The 19,008-nt window shown below is 72.5% G+C and carries 17 protein-coding genes; 7 read left to right on the top strand and 10 right to left on the bottom strand.

What is annotated here, in order from left to right:
- Positions 1-149 precede the first annotated feature (149 nt).
- Positions 150-1,550, top strand: coding sequence for a nucleobase:cation symporter-2 family protein (locus AC07DU_RS31495; RefSeq protein WP_360900900.1), 1,401 nt, complete (start codon positions 150-152; stop codon positions 1,548-1,550).
- A gap of 124 nt (positions 1,551-1,674) precedes the next feature.
- On the opposite strand, the gene AC07DU_RS31490 is transcribed toward AC07DU_RS31495, so the two are convergent.
- The 4 genes from AC07DU_RS31490 to AC07DU_RS31475 all read right to left on the bottom strand — a co-directional run bounded on the left by AC07DU_RS31490 (position 1,675) and on the right by AC07DU_RS31475 (position 5,806).
- Entirely contained in the window at positions 1,675-2,820 is a 1,146-nt protein-coding gene (locus AC07DU_RS31490) for a GDSL-type esterase/lipase family protein (protein ID WP_479115193.1), read from the bottom strand.
- Between the two features lie 329 nt (positions 2,821-3,149).
- Positions 3,150-4,778, bottom strand: a complete 1,629-nt coding sequence (gene aceB / locus AC07DU_RS31485) for a malate synthase A (RefSeq protein WP_366864157.1) — start codon at positions 4,776-4,778, stop codon at positions 3,150-3,152.
- A gap of 252 nt (positions 4,779-5,030) precedes the next feature.
- The gene (locus AC07DU_RS31480) at positions 5,031-5,657 is read right to left on the bottom strand and encodes a nucleotidyltransferase family protein (protein WP_453374708.1); all 627 of its coding nucleotides are present in this window, start codon (positions 5,655-5,657) and stop codon (positions 5,031-5,033) included.
- On the bottom strand, positions 5,609-5,806 hold the full coding sequence (locus tag AC07DU_RS31475) for a hypothetical protein (protein WP_479027968.1): 198 nt from the start codon (positions 5,804-5,806) through the stop codon (positions 5,609-5,611). Before AC07DU_RS31475 ends, AC07DU_RS31480 begins: the two co-directional genes overlap by 49 nt.
- A gap of 88 nt (positions 5,807-5,894) precedes the next feature.
- Between AC07DU_RS31475 and yczR the strand changes: the two genes are divergently transcribed.
- Positions 5,895-7,382, top strand: a complete 1,488-nt coding sequence (yczR, locus tag AC07DU_RS31470; protein ID WP_479115165.1) for a MocR-like transcription factor YczR — start codon at positions 5,895-5,897, stop codon at positions 7,380-7,382.
- 45 nt (positions 7,383-7,427) lie between these two features.
- Here yczR and AC07DU_RS31465 read toward each other — a convergent pair whose 3' ends face one another.
- The 3 genes from AC07DU_RS31465 to AC07DU_RS31455 all read right to left on the bottom strand — a co-directional run bounded on the left by AC07DU_RS31465 (position 7,428) and on the right by AC07DU_RS31455 (position 11,278).
- Positions 7,428-9,152 carry a PP2C family protein-serine/threonine phosphatase gene (locus AC07DU_RS31465; protein ID WP_479115163.1) on the bottom strand — a complete coding sequence of 575 codons (1,725 nt, stop codon included), beginning with the start codon at positions 9,150-9,152 and terminating at the stop codon, positions 7,428-7,430.
- Between the two features lie 237 nt (positions 9,153-9,389).
- Complete coding sequence (locus tag AC07DU_RS31460) at positions 9,390-10,019, bottom strand: response regulator (RefSeq protein WP_479115161.1); 630 nt, start codon at positions 10,017-10,019, stop codon at positions 9,390-9,392.
- Positions 10,016-11,278, bottom strand: coding sequence for a sensor histidine kinase (locus tag AC07DU_RS31455; protein WP_479115159.1), 1,263 nt, complete (start codon positions 11,276-11,278; stop codon positions 10,016-10,018). The genes AC07DU_RS31460 and AC07DU_RS31455 overlap by 4 nt, the downstream gene beginning before the upstream one ends.
- A 134-nt stretch (positions 11,279-11,412) precedes the next feature.
- Here AC07DU_RS31455 and AC07DU_RS31450 point away from each other — a divergent pair, with 134 nt between their 5' ends.
- Together AC07DU_RS31450 and AC07DU_RS31445 are read left to right on the top strand one after the other, a co-directional pair.
- The gene (locus AC07DU_RS31450) at positions 11,413-12,498 is read left to right on the top strand and encodes an ABC transporter permease (protein WP_479115157.1); all 1,086 of its coding nucleotides are present in this window, start codon (positions 11,413-11,415) and stop codon (positions 12,496-12,498) included.
- Positions 12,495-13,187: an ABC transporter ATP-binding protein gene (locus tag AC07DU_RS31445; protein WP_479115155.1), complete on the top strand. Its 693-nt coding sequence runs from the start codon at positions 12,495-12,497 to the stop codon at positions 13,185-13,187. Before AC07DU_RS31450 ends, AC07DU_RS31445 begins: the two co-directional genes overlap by 4 nt.
- A gap of 108 nt (positions 13,188-13,295) precedes the next feature.
- Here AC07DU_RS31445 and AC07DU_RS31440 read toward each other — a convergent pair whose 3' ends face one another.
- Positions 13,296-14,099 (bottom strand): IclR family transcriptional regulator, encoded by an 804-nt coding sequence (locus AC07DU_RS31440; protein WP_361947551.1) that lies wholly within the window; start codon positions 14,097-14,099, stop codon positions 13,296-13,298.
- Between the two features lie 337 nt (positions 14,100-14,436).
- Here AC07DU_RS31440 and allB point away from each other — a divergent pair, with 337 nt between their 5' ends.
- Positions 14,437-15,771 (top strand): allantoinase AllB, encoded by a 1,335-nt coding sequence (gene allB, locus AC07DU_RS31435; RefSeq protein WP_453374726.1) that lies wholly within the window; start codon positions 14,437-14,439, stop codon positions 15,769-15,771.
- A 2-nt stretch (positions 15,772-15,773) separates the two neighbouring features.
- Entirely contained in the window at positions 15,774-16,901 is a 1,128-nt protein-coding gene (alc, locus tag AC07DU_RS31430) for an allantoicase (RefSeq protein ID WP_453374713.1), read from the top strand.
- Positions 16,902-17,060: 159 nt separating this feature from the next.
- Here alc and AC07DU_RS31425 read toward each other — a convergent pair whose 3' ends face one another.
- Entirely contained in the window at positions 17,061-17,792 is a 732-nt protein-coding gene (locus tag AC07DU_RS31425) for an SDR family NAD(P)-dependent oxidoreductase (RefSeq protein WP_479115153.1), read from the bottom strand.
- A gap of 170 nt (positions 17,793-17,962) precedes the next feature.
- Here AC07DU_RS31425 and AC07DU_RS31420 point away from each other — a divergent pair, with 170 nt between their 5' ends.
- Positions 17,963-18,580 carry a dihydrofolate reductase family protein gene (locus tag AC07DU_RS31420; RefSeq protein WP_479115151.1) on the top strand — a complete coding sequence of 206 codons (618 nt, stop codon included), beginning with the start codon at positions 17,963-17,965 and terminating at the stop codon, positions 18,578-18,580.
- A 1-nt stretch (position 18,581) separates the two neighbouring features.
- Here the strand turns inward: AC07DU_RS31420 and AC07DU_RS31415 are convergent, their stop codons facing one another.
- Positions 18,582-18,950, bottom strand: a complete 369-nt coding sequence (locus AC07DU_RS31415; protein ID WP_453374715.1) for a hypothetical protein — start codon at positions 18,948-18,950, stop codon at positions 18,582-18,584.
- Positions 18,951-19,008: the final 58 nt, after the last annotated feature.

The following is a 19,008-nucleotide window of genomic DNA, read 5'->3' as shown; positions in this document are numbered from 1 at the left end:
CGAATCGTTTCTGCACCCCTTGGGACAAGCATCCGCACCACCCACAACTCCATACCGCCACAACTCCATACCGCTCGACTCGCTCCGCTTTCGCACCACCTCCAAGACACCCACGTCCCTGCCGACGTGTTACCCGACCGGAGGAAGCCGTGGCCCAGGCGCCCAGGTTTCGCAAAGACGCAGTCGCAGTACCGCAGGTCTCCGGGGAGAAACACCCGGTCGACGAGATCCTGCCCCCGCTGAAGATGTTCACGAGCGGCCTGCAGCACGTGGCCGCCATGTACGCGGGTGTCGTGGCCCCGCCCATGATCGTCGGCCCGGCCGTCGGACTCTCCGCCACCGAGACCGCCTTCCTGATGGGCGCCTCGCTCTTCACCGCCGGCCTCGCCACCCTCCTCCAGACCCTCGGGTTCTGGAAGATCGGTGCCAAACTCCCCTTCGTCAACGGCGTTTCCTTCGCCGGGGTGACCCCGATGATCGCGATCGGGAAGGGGGAGGGGGACGACGCCCTCCCCGTCATCTTCGGCGCGATCATCGTCGCCGGAATCGTCGGCTTCTTCGCCGCCCCCTACTTCGGCAAGCTCGTCCGCTTCTTCCCGCCGGTCGTCACGGGCACGGTCATCACCCTGATCGGCGTCTCGCTCCTGCCCGTCGCCTTCAACTGGTCGCAGGGCGGGAACCGCACCGCCACCGACTACGGCTCGATGAAGAACATCGGCATGGCCGCCGTCACCCTCGTCATCGTCCTGCTGATGCGCAAGTTCCTGCGCGGCTTCCTCCAGCAGATATCCATCCTGCTCGGCCTGATCGCGGGCACGCTCATCGCCCTCCCGCTCGGCATGACCAGCTTCGACGCCGTCAAGAACGCGTCCGTCGTCGGCTTCCCGACCCCCTTCAGCCTGGGCCTGCCGCAGTTCCAGGTCGCCGCGATCGTCTCGATGTGCATCGTCATGCTCGTCTGCATGACCGAGTCCACCGCCGACATCCTGGCGCTGGGGAAGATCGTCGGCCGGCCGGCGGACGCCAGGACCATCGCGGGGGGCCTGCGCGCCGACACCCTCGGCAGCGCCATCAGCCCGCTGTTCAACGGATTCATGTGCAGCGCGTTCGCCCAGAACATCGGGCTGGTCGCCATGACCAAGGTGCGCAGCCGGTTCGTGGTCGCCGCGGGCGGCGGCATCCTGATCCTGCTCGGCCTGTGCCCGATGGCGGCCTCCGTCATCGGCGTGGTCCCGCTGCCCGTCCTCGGCGGCGCCGGCATCGTCCTCTTCGGATCGGTCGCCGCCAGCGGCATCCAGACCCTGGCCGGTGCGGCCATGGAGAAGGGCGAGAACGCCCTGATCGTCGCCGCCTCCGTGGGCATCGGCCTGATCCCGATCGCCGCGCCGGACTTCTACCACGCCTTCCCGAAGGACCTCCTGGTCGTCCTCGATTCCGGGATCAGCACCGGCTGCGTCGTGGCCATCCTGCTCAACCTGGGCTTCAACCACCTCGGGGCGAAGAAGGGAGCGGCCTCGCCGGCCGTCCCGGACCCGGCGCTGGTGCACTGACCGGCCGCCGCCCGCGCCGCGTACCGCCCCGGTTCCCGGGCGCCGTGCGGCGGTGTGCACGCCACCCACTGCGGGTGTGGCGTGCGCACCGCCGTACGCGTGCGTCCTGCCAAGCGTTCCCGCCCTACGACGGGGGCGTCAGGTACATCCCGCTCTCGTCCGCCCCGGCGGTGTTCTTGCAGCTGAAACCGGAGGTGGCGCTCTGGGCGACGACCAGGGAGAGGCAGCGCCCGGCGGCCAGCTGGCCGAAGTAGTTCGGGTGCATGGACTCCTGGACCAGGCCCTGCGACTCGTTGTTGTCGATCCAGCGCGCCCACTCGCTCGTCTTCGCCGAGGCCGGGACCGTGGACGTCACCTGCTTGCTCGCCTTGGCGCACACCTCGCGGCCCTGGAGCATGTCCCGCAGGTCCAGGAACTGCACGCCCTTGGCCGCGGCGACGCCCTTGATGCGGCCCGCGATCTGCGGCACCAGCGAGTCCCGCGCCCAGTCGGAGTCCCGGTTCCAGAAGGGGCATCCGCCGGTGTTGAGGCGGCTCCAGTCGCTCTGCGTGTACCGGTTCTCCGTGCCGCGCGGGATCGGCGACGGGTAGGACTGCAGCACGATCCGGTACGCGGAGTCGGCGTACCCGGCGCCCCGCATCACGGCGCGGATCTCGTCGACGGACTTGCCGACCTTGACCATGACGCCGTCGATCCGCTGGTCCACGGCGTACTGCTGGTCGTCGTAGCAGTAGGAGTACCAGAGGGTGAAGTCGAGCGCGCACTCCTTGATGATGTCGGCGAAGCCCAGGTCGTTCCCGCCGATGGACAGCGCGATGACCTTGACGTTGTGGCTCGCGGCCACCGCGGCGAGCTGATCGGCCTGCGGGGCCTCGCCCTTGAAGGCGACGCCGCCGTTGGAGGAGCGGAACACGTTGTCGGAGGTGGCCCCGGAACAGGCGAGGTTCACCGCGACGTCGGCGATCGCGCCCGCGCTGCGCACCTCGGCGGAGTCGGAGCGGTGACATCCGCCCGCGGTGGTCCCGTACACCTTGGTGGGGTCGTAGGTGCTTCCGGTGATCCAGGCCCGGTCGGTCCCGTCGCGACTGCCGGTGTTGGTCAGGCTGTTGCCCTTCCAGCGGCCGGCCTCGCCGGAGATGTAGCTGTCGCCCATGGACACCACGGCGGTCGGGCCGGTGCCCGGACTGGCAGCGGAGGTGCCGGCCCCGCCGGCCAGCAGAGCGCTGACGGCGAGCGGGAGGACCATCCCGGCACCGGCCAGCCGTCGCATACGACTGCGGCCCCGGTCCTTGCTGACCTTGCGGAATCCGATCACTGCGGAACTCCTGCGTTCGGCCACGCCGAAGTCGGCGACGACTGCGTCGGCGACGACTGCGTCGCGTGGCTGGGAAGTGGGGGTACCGCCGGCCGGTGGCATCGGAAAGGTGACACGCGGCTGCTTGTTACCGCTAGGTACAGGCAAGTTACGAACAAGTAACAACCGACCGGTCGTTCGGCGGCTCACCTTCCGCAACGCAAACGGCTCCGCCCCCGCGCCGTAGGGCGACGGGGGCGGAGCCGGCGGTTTCGACTGCTGTGCGTTTCAGCCGAAACCCGTTCTCAGCCGACCAGTTGGTCGTATGCGGGGAGGGTGAGGAAGTCCGCGTAGTCCGCGTCCAGGGAGACCTGGAGGAGGAGGTCGTGGGCCTGCTGCCACTTGCCGGCCGCGAAGGCCTCCTCGCCGACCTCGGCGCGGATGGCGGCCAGTTCCTCGGCGGCGATCGCGCGGGTGAGCTCCGCCGTGGCGAGCACGTGCTCGCCCTCGTGCTCGAAGGTGACGCCGGCGTTGATCCACTGCCAGATCTGCGAGCGCGAGATCTCGGCCGTGGCCGCGTCCTCCATCAGGCCGAAGATGCCGACGGCGCCGAGGCCGCGCAGCCAGGCCTCGATGTAGCGGATGCCGACCTGGACCGCGTTGCGCAGGCCCTCGTACGTCGGCTTCGCGTCCAGGGAGTCGATCGCGATGAGCTCGCCCGGGGCCACCGAGACGTCCTCGCGCAGGCGGTCCTTCTGGTTCGGCTTGTCGCCGAGGACCGCGTCGAAGGAGGCCATCGCGATCGGGACCAGGTCGGGGTGGGCGACCCAGGAGCCGTCGAAGCCGTCGCCCGCCTCGCGGTCCTTGTCGGCCTTGACCTTCTCGAAGGCGACCTTGTTGGCCTCGGCGTCCTTGCGGGACGGGATGAAGGCCGCCATGCCGCCGATGGCGTGCGCGCCGCGCTTGTGGCAGGTGCGCACCAACAGTTCGGTGTACGCCCGCATGAACGGGGCGGTCATCGTCACCGCGTTGCGGTCCGGCAGGACGAACTTCTCGCCGCCGTCACGGAAGTTCTTGACGATGGAGAAGAGGTAGTCCCAGCGGCCCGCGTTCAGTCCGGCCGCGTGGTCGCGCAGCTCGTAGAGGATCTCCTCCATCTCGTACGCGGCGGTGATCGTCTCGATGAGGACGGTCGCGCGCACGGTTCCCTGCGGGATGCCGACGTAGTCCTGTGCGAAGACGAAGATGTCGTTCCAGAGGCGTGCCTCCAGGTGCGACTCCGTCTTCGGCAGGTAGAAGTACGGGCCCTTGCCGAGGTCGATCAGGCGCTTCGCGTTGTGGAAGAAGTACAGGCCGAAGTCCACGAGCGAGCCGGAGGCCGGGCCGCCCTCGAACCGCAGGTGGCGCTCCTCCAGGTGCCAGCCGCGCGGGCGCATGACCACGGTCGCGAGCTCGTCGGCCGCCTTGAGGGCGTACGACTTGCCGGTGCGGGCGTCGGTGAAGTCGATGCGCCGCTCGTAGGCGTCGATCAGGTTGAGCTGGCCGAGGACGACGTTCTCCCAGGTGGGAGCGGAGGCGTCCTCGAAGTCGGCGAGCCAGACCTTGGCGCCCGAGTTCAGGGCGTTGATGGTCATCTTGCGGTCCGTCGGACCGGTGATCTCCACACGGCGGTCGTTCAGCGCGGCCGGGGCCGGCGCCACCTTCCAGTCGCCCTCGCGGACCTGTGCGGTCTCCGGGAGGAAGTCGAGGGTGGAGGTCCGGGCGATCTCGGCACGGCGCTCGGCGCGGCGGGCGAGGAGCTCGGCGCGGCGGGGGGCGAACCGCCGGTGGAGCTCGGCCACGAAGGCGAGAGCCGCTTCGGTGAGGACTTCGTCCTGCCGGGGCAGGGGTTCGGCGTCGACGATGGCCAGCGGGGACGGCGCTGGTGCGGACATATCTGTCACTCCTTCAGCGGCGGTGCCTGGCGGCCGCGGGGGAATGCTCGCGCGAGACGGCACGCAGTGCCGTCGGGTGTGGAGAGTTCCGGGATACGGTCGCGGGCGCCGTCTGTGGGTTCAGGGCGTTTCTGACCAGTGGATAGTAATTTCCTCATGGTGGAAGTTCAATGGTTTGTTGATGTCGAGATTCTCTTGGTCGACACATTCCGCCCGTCGGTGGCCCTCAGTGCCACTGTCGTCACGCCGTGCTCAGAGCAGACGCGCCAGGTCGGGCGGCGTGTCGATGTCGAAGGCCTCCGCGACGTCCGAGCACTCCACCAGCATGAGCTCTTCGGCGTGTCGTGCGAGGTGTACGCGCGCCCCCTTGTCGCCCGTGGCCGTCGCCGCGATGTCGGCCCAGCGGTCCGCGCCGAACAGCACGGGGTGGCCGCGCTCCCCGTCGTACGCCGCCGCCACCAGACTCGCGGGGGAGCGGTACGCCTCCCGGACCCGGGCGACGGCCGCCGGACCGATGCCCGGCTGGTCCACCAGCGAGACCAGGGCCGCGCTGGCGCCCGTACCGGCCAGCGAGGTGAGACCGACGCGCAGGGAGGAGCCCATGCCCTGCGCCCAGTCCGGGTTCTCCACGAGCACGCAGCCGGTCAGGTCCGCGCGCTCGCGGACCTCGGGTGCGCCGGCGCCGAGCACCACGTGGACCGGGCCGCAGCCCGCTTCGCGCAGCACCCGTACGGCGTTCTCGACCAGCGGGCGGCCGCGGTAGGGGAGCAGGGCCTTGGGCCGCCCGCCGAGCCGCCGGCCGCCGCCGGCCGCCAGGAGCAGGCCCGCGATCACTGGTGGAGCGGTGTGGGCGGGGAGGGTGTCGTCTTGGGCTGACATGCCACCGATTCTCGCTCCTGCACGCCCTGCGGTGAGCGCCGTGTCAGAGTGCGCCGTACGGAGGCCAGGGCGGCCCCGATCCGCAGCGGCCGGGAGATCCGGTTCTCGGCGGCGCTCGCCAGGGCGCGTTCGTCACGGTCGGTCAACATCTCGGCTTCTCCTTGCCATTCGGGGGCCAATACAGCGAGTCTGGTCCTCGATTGGCCTGGCCGTCAGAGCCAATCAGGGGAGGTTGGCATGGCAAACGGGCGAGTGGTCCAGACAGCGGACAGAACCATCGGCAGCCGCCAGCTCGCCGCCCTGCTCCCCGCCGAGGTGCTGGCCCGCCCGGGCTACCGGGCGCTCGCCGACGCCGTGCGCACGCTGATCCTCGACGGCCGGATCGCCCTGCACGTACGGCTGCCCGCCGAACGCGAGCTCGCCGAGGCGGTCGGTGCCAGCCGGGCCACCGTCACCGGCGCCTACGACCTGCTGCGCGAGAGCGGTTACGTCCGCAGCCGGCGCGGCTCCGGCACCTGGACCGAGCTCCCCGACGGCCACCGCCCGGTCGGGGCGCACGCGCTCGTCGGGGCGGGCGGCTACGGCGCCGACGGGGACACCGGCATCGACCTCGCCATCGCCGCCATGGGCGCACCCGACGGCAGCCTCGCCGAAGCGCTCGCCTGGGCCGCCCCCAGGCTGCCGGGGCTCGCCCGCTCGCCGGGCTACCACCCCTTCGGGATGCCCGAGCTGCGGACGGCGATCGCCGAGCGGTTCACCCGCCGCGGACTGCCCACCCGCCCCGAGCAGATCCTGGTCACGGCCGGAGCCCAGCAGGCCTTCGCGCTGGTCGTCGGCCTCCTGTGCCGGGCGGGGGACCGGGTCGTCACCGAGAACCCGACCTACGCCAACGCCCTCGACGCCCTGCGCCACGCGCGGCTGCGCACCGGGTCCATCGCCGTCTCCGACGCCGGCTGGGACATGGAGATAGCCGAGTCCACGTTGCGGCAGCTGGTGCCCCGGCTGGCGTACGTGATCCCCGACTTCCACAACCCGACGGGCGCGCTGATGCCCCCGGAGCAGCGGATGCGGCTGCTGGCGGCCACCCGGGCCACCGGGACCTGGCTGGTGGTCGACGAGACGATCGCCGACATCGCCCTGGACGTTCCCGCGCCCGCGCCCCTGGCCTCGCTCGGGCCGCGCGGCGGCGCGGACCACGTGATCACCATCGGCTCGCTCAGCAAGACGCACTGGGGCGGCCTGCGGGTGGGCTGGGTCCGGGCCACCGAAAAGATGATCATGGAGCTGACCGCCGTACGGGTCGCCGCCGACATGACCGGCTCCGTCCTCGACCAGCTGGTCGCGCTCCCCCTGATGGACGGCCTGGACCGGACCCTGCCCGCCCGCCTCGCGCAGCTGCGGACCCAGCGCGAGGCCCTGGTGCGCGCCCTCCAGCGGTACGCGCCGGAATGGTCCTGGCAGCTGCCGCCGGGCGGGCTCTCGCTCTGGGTCGACCTGGGCGAGCCGGTCAGCTCCGCGCTGGGCGAGCGGTCCGCGGCCGCCGGAGTGCACATCGGCCGAGGGGCCCGCTTCGGGGTGGACCCGGGCACCTTCGAACACCGCCTGCGGATCCCGTACTCGCTGCCCGCCGACCGCCTGGACGAGGGCGTACGGCTCCTCGCGCAGGCGTTCCACGACGGCGTCCCGCTGACCCCGGCGGTGGAACGGCCGCACTGGGTGGCCTGATTCCTGACCGCCCGTCGCCCCGCGGCCACTTCGCCGACCTGCGTGTCAGCCGACGCTCAGGGCGAGCAGACAGGTGTCGTCCTCGTTCTCCTCGGGCGTGCACGCCTCCATGATGCGGTCGAGGGCGTCCTGCGGGCCGAGTCCGCCGCAGCTCGTCAGCACCTTGCCCAGGAGCTCGATGCCGTCCGTGATGTCCTCGCCCCGGCGCTCGACCATGCCGTCCGTGTAGAGCAGCAGCAGGTCCCCGGGGCGAAGCTCCACGGTCGCGGTCCCGTACTCGTGCCCGGGCAGGAGTCCGAAGAGGGGCCCCCGGTGCGCCGTGTCCAGGGCCGAGGCCGCTCCGTCACGCAGCAGCAGCGGCGCCGGATGGCCGGCGCACGCCCATCGGAACCGCCGGCCCCGGTCGATGTGCCCGATGATCCCGGTCGCGGTCTCGGCGGCGGGGTCGGCGCACAGCAGCTCGTTGAGCCAGGTGGTCAGCTGGCCCGCGTGCGTCCCCGGGGCGTGGGCGAGACCCGCGAGGGCGTGCCGCTGCTGCGCCATCCGGGCGACCGCCCTCAGCCCGTGGCCGCAGGCGTCGCCGATGGCGAGCAGGATCCGGCCGTCCGGCAGCGCGCGGCACTTGTACCAGTCGCCGCCCACCGCGGAGTCCGCTTCCACCGGCAGGTACGCGGCCGCCACCGACAGGCCCGCCTGCGCCAGTTCCGTGGAGTGCGTCGGGAGCAGCGCCTCCCGCAGGGCGGAGGCCACGCGCCGCTCGGCGGCGGCCTGCTCCCGCAGCCGGTCGGACTGCCTGCGCGTCGCGGCGAGCCGCTGCCGACTGCGTACCTGGGACGTCAGATCGCGCGCGATGATGTGCACCGACCAGGGAAGCCCGTCGGTCGCGATGACCGGATGCCCCACCAACTGGAGGGTACGCACCTCCCCGAGCACGCTGAAGCGGATCTCTGCCCCGGGCGGCTCCTCTCCGTCGACCAGCGCCAGCAGGAACGTCCCGAAGCGCGGTACGTCCTCCAGGAGCACCGTGTCGCACAGGTCGGCGAGTGACAGGGGCCGGGACGGATCGTTGCGGAAGATCGACGACAACCCCTCCGACCAGGTGACCTCGCCGGACAGCAGGTCCCAGGTGCCCCATCCCATGGACGCGATGTACTGCGCGTCGAGCGAGAGCAGTTCCATGCGGTTGTGGGCCGCCCGCCACGTCGCCAGCACCTTCCCGCCGCAGGCCGCCGCGTCGTACAGGAGCTTCGTGCGGTGCAGACCGTCGCTGCGCTGCTCCGTATAGTCCAGGGCGTACGACTTCAGGGCGCGACCGGTGCGCAGCACGGAGTCCAGGGCCCCGACGAGCCCGCCGACCGCGGCGCCGGGCTGGACCTCCAGCAACCGCCGGCCGATCTGGCGATCGGGAGCCTCCAGCCACTCGGCGGCGCGGACGTGGTTGCCGGCCGTGACGGTGAAGTCGACCGTCCGTCCGGCCTCGTCGTGTTCGGGCGTGAACAGCGCGGCCGACAGCGGGATGGCGGGCAGCGTCGCACAGACACACGCCCACGGGTCGTGCTCCCCGTCCTCGTCACCGCAGCCGTGCCCGGGCCCCGCCGCACCGCACCGGCAGGACTCCCCGACCTCGCCGGCCGACTGCGCCCCGGACCCTGCGGGTCCTTCGTCGAGCCGGACCCCCGCATCGTGGCGGGCGGCCTCCCGCAAAGCCGTCACCTCGCGGGCGAGGAGCTGCTTCAGCGTGTCGGGGTCCTGGGGGACGAAGGGGCTCATATGGCATCACCGGCTGGGTAGCTGGCACCGGCGGCGCCGCCGCGGTCACGCGGCGGGCATGCCCGTGCGCAGTGTGGCAAGGACGCGGGTCAGGAGGCGTGAGCCACGATCCCTTCCTTCCGTCGGTACGGGGCTGCGAAGTGCGCCTGCCCAGCCGCCCGCCGTCCACGCGGGCGGGACGCCGAAGGGGCCGTCCGGCCCGCCGCCGGAGGACTTCCGGCCCGCCCCCGACGCCCACTACGGCGTGCGGATGAGCCGGCGGGTCGCGGCGGCCGCGACCGCCGCCGTACGGGAGTCCACGCCCAGCTTCGCGTACACGTGCACCAGGTGCGACTTGACCGTGGCCTGGCTGAGGAAGAGCCTCTTGGAGATCTGCTGGTTCGACAGGCCGTCCGCGACCAGTTGCAGCACCTCCAGCTCCCGCTTCGTCAGCGCCTCCGCCGGGGTCCGCATCCGGTCCATGAGCCGCAGCGCCACCGCCGGGGCCAGCGCCGACTGACCCTCCGCGGCCGTCCGTACGGCTGCCGCCAGCTCCTCCGGCGGGGCGTCCTTGAGCAGGTAGCCCGAGGCGCCCGCCTCGACCGCCGCCAGGATGTCCGCGTCCGTGTCGTACGTGGTCAGCACCAGCACCCGGGGCGCGTCCGGGCGGGCCGTGATCAGGGCCGTCGCCGCGGAGCCGTGCATGCCGGGCCCGAACTGGAGGTCCATCAGGACCACGTCCACGGACTCCTGTGCCGCCAGCTCCACCGCCCGCTCGGCGGTCGCGGCCTCCGCCACCACCGCGAAGTCCGCCTCGGTGTCCAGGACCGCACGCAGCCCCGCCCGGACCACCGGGTGGTCGTCGGCGAGCAGCAGACGGATGGTCACGGTGCCTCCACGGGTTCCAGCGGCAACGGCAGGGTGACGGCCACGGCGGTGCCCTGGCCGGGGTCGGACTCCACGGTGAACAGCCCGCCCAGCGTCTCGGCACGCGAGCGCATCGCGGGCAGCCCGAAGCCGCCGTCGCCCGAGCCCGCGCCGGAACGGGACGCCGCCGCGGAGAGGTCGAAGCCCTGCCCGTCGTCCACGACGTCCAGCGTGACCGAGGCGTCCATGAAGGTCAGGGTGATCTCGGCACGCCCGGCCCGCGCATGGCGCACCACATTGGCCAGCGCCGACTGCGCGATCCGCAGCAGGGCCACCTCGTAGGGCGTCGGCAGCACCCTCGGGCTGCCGCTCAGCGAGAACCGGACCCGGGGCCACGGCGCCGCCGCGCACAGCCGCCCCAATGCCGCCGCGAGGGAGCCGTGCTCCAGGTCCGGCGGGGTGAGCGCCCGTACGAAGCGACGCGCCTCGGCCAGGTTCTCCTGGGCGGCCTCCCGGGCGCGGGCGATGTGCTCCACCGCCGGGCCCGGCGCGGGGTCCGGCTCCCCGAGGGCGCGCTCCGCGGCCCGCAGGAGCAGCTGGATGGAGGACAACCCCTGGGCGAGGGTGTCGTGGATCTCCCGGGCCAGGCGCTCGCGCTCGGCCAGGATCCCGGCGCTGCGCTCCGCGGCGGCCAGCTCGGCCCGCGTCGCGATGAGCTCCTCGATCAGCTCGCGGCGGCGTTCGCTCTCGCGGTACAGCGCCTGGTAGCCCAGTACGGTCGCCACCGCCACCGCCCCGCCCAGCAGCGGCCCCAGGAAGGCGCCGGGGTTCACCGCGCCGCCGTGCGCGGGGCCGTTGTGCCCGAGGTAGCCGGCGATGGCGGCGCAGGCCGTCACCGCGACGGCCGCGACCCCCCAGCGCAGCCGCAGCAGGTGCAGCTCCAGGAAGTACAGCGGGAAGGCGATCCACAGGCCGTCGGGGGAGAGCGCGAGCAGCGCCGCCCACAGTGCCCCGAGCCCGGCCAGCCACAGCGCCCCGGCGCGCGGGGAGCTGTGCACCGCCGGGACCCGAACGCCGCCCAGGTACGCGGCGGCCAGCACCGCGCAGAGCGCCACCACCCAGCCGGAGCGTGGCGCGGAACCGGCGACGGCCCGCCCGGCGGCGAGTGCGAGCAGCGCGAGGAACAGCGCGTGCAGGCACAGCCGCAGCACTTTCGACACGGGCGTGAGGGCGCGAGGGGCGCGGGGGTCGCGAGGGGCGCGGGGGTCCGGTGCAGTCATGGCCTGACCAGCGTAAGTCGGTGCGGACCGGCCCCGGTCAACCAAAAGTTTGATGTCCCGGTGCGCCCTTCGATACCAGGATCGCTCCTGTGGCGCGATGCCTTGTGTCCCCGCGGAAGACCAAGGTGGGGAACATGTTCGTCGCATGGAGAGATCTACGGTTCGCCAAGGGCCGCTTCGCCCTCATGGGCTCGGTCGTCGTGCTGATCACGCTGCTGGTCGGCCTGCTGTCCGGGCTCACCTCCGGCCTGGCCCGGGAGAACGTCTCGGCCGTCACCGGCCTGCCCGCCACGCACCTGGCCTTCGCCGCGCCCACCGGGGACCAGGAGGTCTCCTTCGCCCGCTCGCAGGTGACCGAGAGGGCCTGGCAGGCGTGGCGCAAGGGGCCGGGGGTGAAGTCCGCCGAGCCGCTCGGCATCCGCACCACCAACGCCGTATCGGGTGAGCGCACCGCCGCCGTCTCGGTCTTCGGCGTGGACCCGGCCGGCCCGCTCGCCCCGAAGGGGACCGGTCTGGCCCAGGGCCGGGTGGTCCTCGCGGAGAAGGCCGCGAAGGAGCTCGGCGGCCTCACGGCAGGCGCCGCGCTGAAGATCGGCCCGCTCGAACTGACCGTGGCCGCAGTCTCCGGGACCGCCGCCTACAGCCACACCCCGGTCGTGTGGATGGACCTCAACGACTGGCAGCGCATCGGGAATCCCGGCACCTCCCTCGACACCCTCGCCACCGTCGTCGCCGTCTCGGGGACCGGCGTCGACCTCGCCGCCGCGGACGGGGCCGCGGGGACCGCGGTTCGCACCGTCGACGAGGCGCTGGGCGCCATCGGCTCGTACCAGGCCGAGAACGGCTCGCTGCAGCTGATGCGCGGCTTCCTCTTCGCCATCTCGGCCCTGGTGACGGGCGCCTTCTTCACCGTCTGGACGATCCAGCGCAGCGGGGACGTCGCCGTCCTGAAGGCACTGGGTGCCTCCACCCCGTATCTGCTGAAGGACGCCCTCGGCCAGGCCGTGGTCATGCTCGCGCTCGGCACCGGGCTGGGCACCGCGCTCGCCGCCGGCTTCGGCGCGCTGATCAGCGGCGGGGACGTGCCCTTCGTCCTGGACGCCGCCACCGTGCTGGGGCCCGCCGCGATCATGATCGTGCTCGGCGCGCTGGGCGCCGCCCTGTCCATCCGGCGGATCACCGCCGTAGACCCGCTGACCGCTCTGGGGAGCGCCCGATGACCCTGCTCGTGGACGACGTGACGCTCACCTACCCCGACGGCGAGAGCCGGCTCACCGCCCTCGACGCGGTCCGCCTGGAGGTGCCCGCGGGCACGCTGACGGCGGTGATCGGACCGTCGGGATCCGGCAAGTCCAGCCTGCTCGCGGTCGCCGCCACCCTCGTCACCCCGGACTCGGGGCGGGTCGTCGTGGCGGGCCGGGACACCGCGCACCTCACCGCCGCCGAGAAGTCGGCGCTGCGCCGGGAGAAGATCGGCATCGTCTTCCAGCAGCCGAACCTGCTGGCCTCGCTGACCGCCGCCGAACAGCTCCAGGTCATGGGGCACCTGTCCGGGCGCCCCGCACGGCAGCTGCGCCCGCGGGCGCTGGAGCTGCTGGACGCGGTGGGCCTGGCCGACAAGGCCGACAAGCGTCCCCACCAGCTCTCCGGCGGGCAGCGCCAGCGCGTCAACATCGCCCGCGCCCTGATGAACGAGCCCGCGGTGCTGCTGGTCGACGAGCCGACCAGCGCCCTGGACCACGAGCGGGGCGCGGCGGTCCTCGACCTGCTGGTCGCCCTGACCCGCGAGCGTTCCACCGCCACGGTGCTGGTCACCCACGACCGCGCCCACCTGGAGCGGATGGACCGGACGGTGACGATGACCGACGGCTGCCTGACGCAGGGGCCGGAGCCCGCCCGGGCGGCCTGACCGCCCCCCTCGCGGGGGCGTACGGCAGGTCACATACGGCACGGAAAGGTCCCGCCGCCCCTCACCGAGGGGCGCCGGGGCCTTCGTATTGTCCGCGCCGGACGGGGCCTACGCCGGGGTCTGGTTGGACAGGGCCACCGACAGCTCGGCGGCCACGCCCTGAAGGATCGGCACGAAGGACTCGGCCACGGCCTCGGTCACCCGGCCCGCCGGGCCGGAGATGGAGATCGCGGCGGCGGTCGGCGAGTTCGGCACCGAGACGGCGAGGCAGCGGACTCCTATCTCCTGCTCGTTGTCGTCGACCGCGTAGCCCGACTTGCGGACCTGCTCCAGCGCGTCGAGGAAGCCCTCGGGCGTGGTGATGGTCTTCTCGGTCGCCGCCGGCATCCCGGTGCGGGCGAGGAGGGCGCGCACCTCGTCGGCGGGGGTGTGGGCGAGGAGCGCCTTGCCGACACCGGTGGAGTGCGGCAGCACCCGGCGGCCGACCTCGGTGAACATGCGCATCGAGTGCTTGGAGGGCACCTGGGCGACGTAGACGATCTCGTCCCCGTCGAGCAGGGCCATGTTCGCCGTCTCGCCGGTCTCCTCGACCAGACGGGCCAGATAGGGGCGGGCCCAGGTACCCAGCAGCCGCGACGCGGACTCGCCGAGGCGGATCAGGCGGGGGCCGAGGGAGTACCGTCGGTTGGGCTGCTGGCGTACGTAACCGCACGCCACCAGCGTGCGCATCAGGCGATGGATGGTGGGCAGGGGCAGACCGCTGGCGGCGGAGAGCTCGCTGAGGCCCACCTCGCCCCCGGCGTCCGCCATGCGTTCGAGCAGATCGAAGGCGCGCTCAAGGGACTGGACGCCACCGCTGGCGGCAGGGGTCTTTGAGGAAGCGTCGGTGGTGCTGGCGCTGGACGTCGGCACGGCGCGGTCCTTTCGGTGCTGGCAGGCAAGGGAGCAGCCTACCCGGCGGCCGACGGCGGCCCTAGTGCTGGGGTCGGGCCCGTCACCGCCGGTCAGAGGTGGTGTGTCCGGGTGGCGGACGTCCTCGGGAAGTTACCTTCCCCGTTCCCGGTGGTGGTAGCTACATTCTGTATAGCGAAATCATAATTCCATCCTGTGGAAACATCCAACTGGGATCCAGATCGGTCAGCCGCCCCTCCGGGCGCTCTTGACTGCTCCCGGATCGCCATGAAGACTCCCTCAACAGAACGTTGAATTTCGCTCTGTGGAAGTAGATGGGGAGGTTCCGGTGTCCGACGTGGCTGTGGAACTGGTACTGCGCTCGACGCGCGTCATCACCCCCGAGGGGACGCGTGCCGCTTCGGTGGCCGTCGCCGGCGGGAAGATCACGGCCGTGCTGGCGTACGAGGCCGAGGTACCGGCCGGAGCCCGGCTGGAGGACTTCGGCGACGACGTCCTGCTCCCCGGCCTGGTCGACACCCACGTCCACGTGAACGACCCGGGCCGCACGGAGTGGGAAGGCTTCTGGACGGCCACCCGCGCCGCGGCGGCCGGAGGCATCACCACGATCCTCGACATGCCGCTGAACTCCCTGCCGCCGACCACCACGACGGACAACCTGCGCGTCAAGCAGGAGGTCGCCCGCGCCAAGGCGCACGTGGACGTCGGCTTCTGGGGCGGCGCCCTGCCGGACAACGTCAAGGACCTGCGCCCGCTGCACGACGCCGGCGTCTACGGCTTCAAGTGCTTCCTGTCGCCCTCCGGCGTCGAGGAGTTCCCCGAGCTGGACCAGGAGCAGCTGGCCACCTCCCTCGCCGAGATCACCGGCTTCGGCGGACTGATGATCGTGCACGCCGAGGACCCCCACCACCTCGACGCCGCCCCCGTCGTCCCGGGCCCCAAGTACGCCGACTTCCTCGCCTCCCGCCCGCGCGACGCCGAGAACACCGCGATCGGCAATCTGATCGCCCAGGCCAAGCGGTTGAACGCCCGCGTACACGTCCTGCACCTGTCGTCCTCCGACGCGCTGCCGCTGATCGCCGCCGCCAAGGCCGAGGGCGTCCGGATCACGGTCGAGTCCTGCCCGCACTACCTCACCCTCACGGCCGAGGAAGTGCCCGATGGCGCGAGCGAGTTCAAGTGCTGCCCGCCCATCCGCGAGGCCGCCAACCAGGACCTCCTGTGGGACGCGCTCGCCGACGGCACCATCGACTGCATCGTCTCCGACCACTCGCCCTCCACCGCGGACCTCAAGACCAGCGACTTCTCCACCGCCTGGGGCGGCATCTCCTCCCTCCAGCTGGGCCTGCCCGCCATCTGGACCGAGGCGCGCCGACGCGGCCGGACCCTGGAGGACGTCGTCCGCTGGATGTCCGCCGCCCCGGCGGCGCTCGCCGGCCTGGCGCAGAAGGGCGCGATCGAGGCCGGCCGCGACGCCGACTTCGCCGTGCTGGCCCCCGAAGACACCTTCACCGTGGACCCGGCCGAGCTCCACCACCGCAACCGGGTCACGGCGTACGCGGGCAAGACCCTGCACGGCGTCGTGAAGTCCACCTGGCTGCGCGGTACGAAGATCGCCGACCACGGCACCCCGACCGAGCCCACGGGCCTCCTCCTCGAAAGGCAGAACTGACAGTGGCACAGCGTTCAACTGGACTGGCTTCCTTCACCGGTAACGCGAACCCGTACGGAGGCGGCGACCCGTACGCGGACTACCGCACCGCGGACTTCCCGTTCACCCAGTACGCGAACCTCGCCGCCCGTGAGCTGGGCGCCGGTGTCACCTTCGCCAACGACGAGTTCTTCGCCGAGCGCGAGAACCTGCTGATCGCCGAGGCCGCGCACTTCGACCCCGAGCACTTCGGGCACAAGGGCAAGGTCATGGACGGCTGGGAGACCCGCCGCCGCCGCGGCGTCTCGGCCACCGAGCCCTGGCCCACCCCGGAGGACCACGACTACGCCCTGGTCCGCCTCGGCGCCCCCGGCGTGATCCGCGGCATCGTCGTCGACACCGCCCACTTCCGCGGCAACATGCCGCAGGCCGTATCCGTCGAGGGCACCTCGGTCGAGGGCGCCCCCACGCCCGAGGAGCTCCTCGGTGACGACGTCAAGTGGACGACCCTCGTCCCGCGCACCCCGGTCGGCGGCCACGCCGCCAACGGCTTCGAGGTGAACGCCGAGCAGCGCTTCACGCACCTGCGCGTCAACCAGCACCCGGACGGCGGCATCGCCCGCCTGCGCGTGTACGGCGAGGTCGTCGCGGACCCGAAGTGGCTCGCCGCGCTCGGCACCTTCGACGTCGTGGCGCTGGAGAACGGCGGCTCGGTCGAGGACGCGTCCAACCGCTTCTACTCCCCGCCGACCAACACCATCAACCCGGGCCGCTCCCGCAAGATGGACGACGGCTGGGAGACCGCGCGCCGCCGCGACAACGGCAACGACTGGATCCGCTACCAGCTCGTCGCCGAGTCCGAGATCCGCGCCGTCGAGATCGACACCGCGTACCTCAAGGGCAACTCCGCGGGCTGGGCCTCCCTGTCCGTCAAGACGGGCGAGGACGGGGAGTGGACGGAGTTCCTGCCGCGCACCCGCCTGCAGCCCGACACCAACCACCGCTTCGTCCTGGACGCCCCGGCGGTCGGTACACACGTGCGCATCGACATCTTCCCGGACGGCGGCTTCTCCCGCCTGCGCCTGTTCGGCTCCCTGACGCAGGCCGGCGCCGCCGCGCACGCCGCCCGCCACCAGGAACTGGGCGGCTAGTCCAGCCGCGCCGACGTGTGAGGCGCGGGGTCGGGGCGGAGCCCCCGGCCCCGCACCCGCACCCGCGCCCCGGGGGCCGACACCCCCGGGGCGCGCTGCTTTCGGGGCCGGCCGCACGCCCGGCCGCCTGCACCCCCGCCCGCACGCCCGGCCCGAGGGCTACGCCGCGTGCCCGCCGTCCACGGCGAACTCGGCGCCCGTGACGTACGCGGCCTGCGGTCCCGCGAGGAAGGCCACCACGGCCGCCACCTCCCGCGGGGCGCCGAACCGCCCGAGCGCCGTCATCGCGGCCTGCGCCGCCGCGTACGGCCCGGCCGCCGGGTTCATATCGGTGTCGACCGGCCCCGGATGGACGATGTTCGCGGTGATCCCGCGCTCGCCCAGCTCCCGCGCGAGGGCCTTGGTCAGCCCGATCATGGCGGACTTGCTCATCGTGTAGAGCGTTCCGCCGCCCGCCGGCACCCGCTGGCTCATGCACGTTCCGATGGTGATGATCCGCCCGCCGGAGCCCATCCGCCGGGCGGCCGCCTGCGTGGTGGCGAAGACGCCGCGCACGTTGACCGCGAGCACGTGGTCCACGTCGGCCGCCGTCAGCCCCTCCAGGGGCCCGATGACCCCGACCCCCGCGTTGTTGACCAGGACGTCGAGCCTCCCCAGCTCCCGTACGGCCCGCTCCACCGCCTCCGCGGCGGCCTCCGGATCCGCCGCATCGGCCTGCAGGGCCAGGCCGCGCCGCCCGAGTGCCTCGATCTTCCCGACGACCTCGCCCGCCGCCTGCGCGTCGCTGACGTAGGTGAACGCGACGTCCGCGCCCTCCTCGGCCAGCCGCAGCGCGGTCGCGGCCCCGATCCCCCGGCTGCCGCCCGTCACCAGTGCCACCTTGCCGTCCATGGTGTTCCTCCCTCGATTGCCCACTAAGTGGTTGCGGCTTCAATGAAATGGGAATCAGCGGGCGGGTGCTGGCGGGAATCGGACACGGCGTTCTCGCGCGCCGCGGCGATGAGTTCTCCGGGGTCCGGGAGTCTGAACCCGCAGGACGACCGAGCAAGGAGCGCAGAGACATGGGCAAGCTGACCCTCACCACCTTTCTGACCCTCGACGGTGTGATGCAGGCCCCCGGTGGCCCGGACGAGGACCGCAGCGGCGGGTTCGACTACGGCGGGTGGCTCGTGCCGTTCGCCGACGAGGGGATGGGGGAGTTCGTCACCGAGGTGTTCGGGCGGACCGAGGCGTTCCTGCTCGGGCGGCGGACGTACGAGATCTTCGCCTCGTACTGGCCGGAGCACGACGACCCCGCCGACCCGGTGGCGGGCGCACTGAACCGCCTGCCGAAGTACGTGGCCTCCACCACCCTCAAGGAGCCCGCCTGGGGGCCGGCCACCGTGCTGGACGGGGAGCACCTGCAGAGCGAGATCGTGCGGGTGAAGGACGCGATGGAGGGGGAGCTGCAGGTGCACGGCAGTGGGCGGCTCGCACAGTGGCTGCTGGCCCGGGACCTCGTGGACGAGCTGAACCTGCTGGTGTTCCCGGTCTTCCTGGGCGCCGGGCGGCGGCTGTTCCCGACCGGCGGGCTGCCGACGGCCTTCGAACTGACCGGCTCCCGCACGACGTCGGCCGGGACCGCCATCCACACCTACCGGCCGAAGGGGCGGGCCGCCTTCGGCTCGTTCGGCGACTGAACTACCGCGGGTCCAGGGCCAGCTGGACCACGCGGCCCTCGCGCAGGACCAGCAGGTCCGGGGCCTCGTGCTCGTAGTGCCGGATCCGGCCGACCGGGCCCGGCGGGCGGATGTGGCGGGCGAGGAGCAGCAGGAGGTCCTCCAGCTCCGGGAGCTGTTCCTCGTGGACCTCCTGGCGGGCGGTCAGGGCCCAGCCGCCGTCCGGGCGCCGCCCGAGGTCCCCGACGAGCATGCCCGCGACCCGCGCGGCCGGGCCGCGGGCCGCGAGGAGCCCGTCCCCCGTCAGTTGACGCCGCACGTGGGCCAGTACGGCTTCCGGTGTGTCGTCGAGCAGGTCGAACGCCAGGTCAAGGGCGTAGAGATCAGCCATGACGCCGATGCTACGGGGCGCGGGGCGGCGGACCGGAAAAGGGTCGACCGCCATGATC

The organism is Streptomyces sp. NPDC045695, from assembly GCF_056432025.1.
The sequence above is the reverse complement of the archived record's forward strand: the minus strand, read 5'-3'. Positions and strand labels throughout refer to the sequence as shown.

What these genes read in the sequence shown, in the direction of transcription:
- AC07DU_RS31490 (WP_479115193.1), bottom strand. Translation starts at nt 2,820, where the DNA reads ATGCGACGGCTGGCCGGTGCCGGGATGGTCCTCCCGCTCGCCGTCAGC.
- AC07DU_RS31425 (WP_479115153.1), bottom strand. Translation starts at nt 17,792, where the DNA reads ATGGACGGCAAGGTGGCACTGGTGACGGGCGGCAGCCGGGGGATCGGG.
- AC07DU_RS31455 (WP_479115159.1), bottom strand. Translation starts at nt 11,278, where the DNA reads ATGACTGCACCGGACCCCCGCGCCCCTCGCGACCCCCGCGCCCCTCGC.
- AC07DU_RS31450 (WP_479115157.1), top strand. Translation starts at nt 11,413, where the DNA reads ATGTTCGTCGCATGGAGAGATCTACGGTTCGCCAAGGGCCGCTTCGCC.
- AC07DU_RS31420 (WP_479115151.1), top strand. Translation starts at nt 17,963, where the DNA reads ATGGGCAAGCTGACCCTCACCACCTTTCTGACCCTCGACGGTGTGATG.
- AC07DU_RS31480 (WP_453374708.1), bottom strand. Translation starts at nt 5,657, where the DNA reads ATGTCAGCCCAAGACGACACCCTCCCCGCCCACACCGCTCCACCAGTG.
- AC07DU_RS31465 (WP_479115163.1), bottom strand. Translation starts at nt 9,152, where the DNA reads ATGAGCCCCTTCGTCCCCCAGGACCCCGACACGCTGAAGCAGCTCCTC.
- AC07DU_RS31475 (WP_479027968.1), bottom strand. Translation starts at nt 5,806, where the DNA reads ATGTTGACCGACCGTGACGAACGCGCCCTGGCGAGCGCCGCCGAGAAC.
- AC07DU_RS31445 (WP_479115155.1), top strand. Translation starts at nt 12,495, where the DNA reads ATGACCCTGCTCGTGGACGACGTGACGCTCACCTACCCCGACGGCGAG.
- AC07DU_RS31415 (WP_453374715.1), bottom strand. Translation starts at nt 18,950, where the DNA reads ATGGCTGATCTCTACGCCCTTGACCTGGCGTTCGACCTGCTCGACGAC.
- aceB (WP_366864157.1), bottom strand. Translation starts at nt 4,778, where the DNA reads ATGTCCGCACCAGCGCCGTCCCCGCTGGCCATCGTCGACGCCGAACCC.
- yczR (WP_479115165.1), top strand. Translation starts at nt 5,895, where the DNA reads ATGGCAAACGGGCGAGTGGTCCAGACAGCGGACAGAACCATCGGCAGC.